This window comes from Mameliella sp. AT18 (assembly GCF_028807275.1).
Classification (GTDB): Bacteria; Pseudomonadota; Alphaproteobacteria; order Rhodobacterales; family Rhodobacteraceae; genus Antarctobacter; species Antarctobacter albus.
Window position 1 is genome coordinate 1 of record NZ_JARAMO010000128.1, and the last position, 1,812, is coordinate 1,812.

The 1,812-nt window shown below is 68.4% G+C and carries 1 protein-coding gene and 1 pseudogene; both read left to right on the plus strand.

Translation table 11 applies throughout. The annotated features are described in order from the left end of the window. Positions 1 to 110: 110 nt before the first annotated feature. Positions 111 to 1,454 carry an NAD(P)/FAD-dependent oxidoreductase gene (locus tag PVW46_RS13670; protein WP_069208514.1) on the plus strand — a complete coding sequence of 448 codons (1,344 nt, stop codon included), beginning with the start codon at positions 111 to 113 and terminating at the stop codon, positions 1,452 to 1,454. Between the two features lie 53 nt (positions 1,455 to 1,507). After that, a pseudogene (locus PVW46_RS13675) lies at positions 1,508 to 1,812 on the plus strand (amidohydrolase); the annotation flags it as partial.

Genomic DNA, 1,812 nt, shown 5'->3' on the forward strand with positions numbered 1-1,812 from the left:
GGTATTTTCGCCAAGAAGAAACAGGGGCGCGCGCCTTTTGCTTCTTCTTGGTCCAAATACCCCAATACGACGGCGGGTGCAGGCGCCACATCCGGGCATGGGAGGTGCCGATGACGTTCCCCTTTCACGAGATGGGACAGGTCGAATTCTCCGATCCATTGCCCGAGGCCGTCGACCTTGCGGTGATCGGCGGCGGGGTGATCGGGGTGTCCACCGCGCTGTTCGCGGCACGTCGCGGGCTGAAGGTTGTGCTGTTGGAAAAGGGCCGGGTTGCAGGAGAGCAGTCATCGCGCAACTGGGGCTGGATCCGGGTGCAGGGCCGCGACATGGCCGAGATCCCCATCGCGCAAGAGGCGCAGGATCTGTGGCAGGCGCTGGATGCCGACTGTGGCGGGCGCCTGGGCACGCGCACCCTGGGGGTCAGCTATCTTGCCCGTGACGAGGCCGAGATGGCGGCTTTCGAAGGCTGGCTGGACGAGGCCCGGGGGCTTGGGGTCAGTTCGGAATTGCTGGGGCGGACGCAGATGCTGCGGCTGCTGGATTATCCGCGCGGACCCTGGATCGGCGCCCTGCACACGCCCACCGACATGAAGGGCGAGCCCTGGGTGGCGGTGCCGGAGCTTGCGCGGCTGGCACGGGCCGAGGGCGCGGCGATTTCCGAGCGCTGCGCGGTGCGTGGGCTGGACCGGCAGGCGGGGCGCGTGACCGGGGTGATCACGGAGCGGGGCCGAATCCGCACGCAGGCGGTGGTTCTGGCCGGGGGCGCCTGGTCTTCGCTGTTCCTGCGCCGGCACGGGGTGGACATTCCGCAGCTTTCGGTGCGTTCGACCGCGCTTGCCACGCAGCCCTTGCCGCCGGTCGTTGGGACGGCGGCGGTGGACGACCGGCTGGCCTTTCGTCCGCGCGCCGATGGCGGGTTCACGCTGGCGCCTGCCGCCTTTGGCGAGTTGTACCTTGGTCCGGATGTTCTGCGGCACCTGCACCATTACCTGCCGCTGGCCATGACCGGCGAGTTCGACATCCACCCGCGCGGCCCGCAACCGCGCCATTGGCCCGATGCCTTTTCCACCCCGCGCCACTGGAGCGGGGCCGAGGAAAGCCCGTTCGAGCGGATGCGCATCCTCGATCCCGCACCCAACGGCGGCAAGGTCTCGGAGATCACCCGGCGGTTTGGCCAGCTTTACCCCGATGCGGCGCCGGTCCGGGCAAAGGACACCTGGGCGGGCATGATCGACGTTCTGCCCGACGTGGTGCCGGTGGTGGACACCGTCGCGCAGATTCCCGGGTTGACGGTGGTGACGGGCATGTGCGGGCATGGGTTCGGCATCGGGCCGGGCTTTGGCCGGGTGGCGTTGGACCTCGCCACCGGGCGCGATCCGGGCCATGATCTGGGGCGGTTCCGCATGTCGCGCTTCTTTGATGGGTCGCGGTTGCAACCCGGCCCCAACCTCTGAGGCTTGCAGAGGGGGCCGCATGGGCGCAGGATCATGGGCAAAGGAGAAACCCGATGCCCGTGAAGAACCGTATCGCCGACTGGCAGGAGGACCTGACCGAATGGCGCCGCCACCTGCATGCCCATCCCGAACTGCGCTTCGAGGAACATGAGACCGCGCGTTTCGTGGCCGAAAAACTGCGGGGGTTCGGCTGTGACGAGGTGATCGAGGGTGTGGGCCAGACCGGCGTCGTGGCGGTGATCCGCGGACGGCAGGGCGGATCGGGGCGCACCATCGCCTTTCGGGCCGACATGGACGCGCTGCCGATCCTCGAGCAGACCGGGGCGGATCATGCCTCGACCATACCGGGTAAGATGCA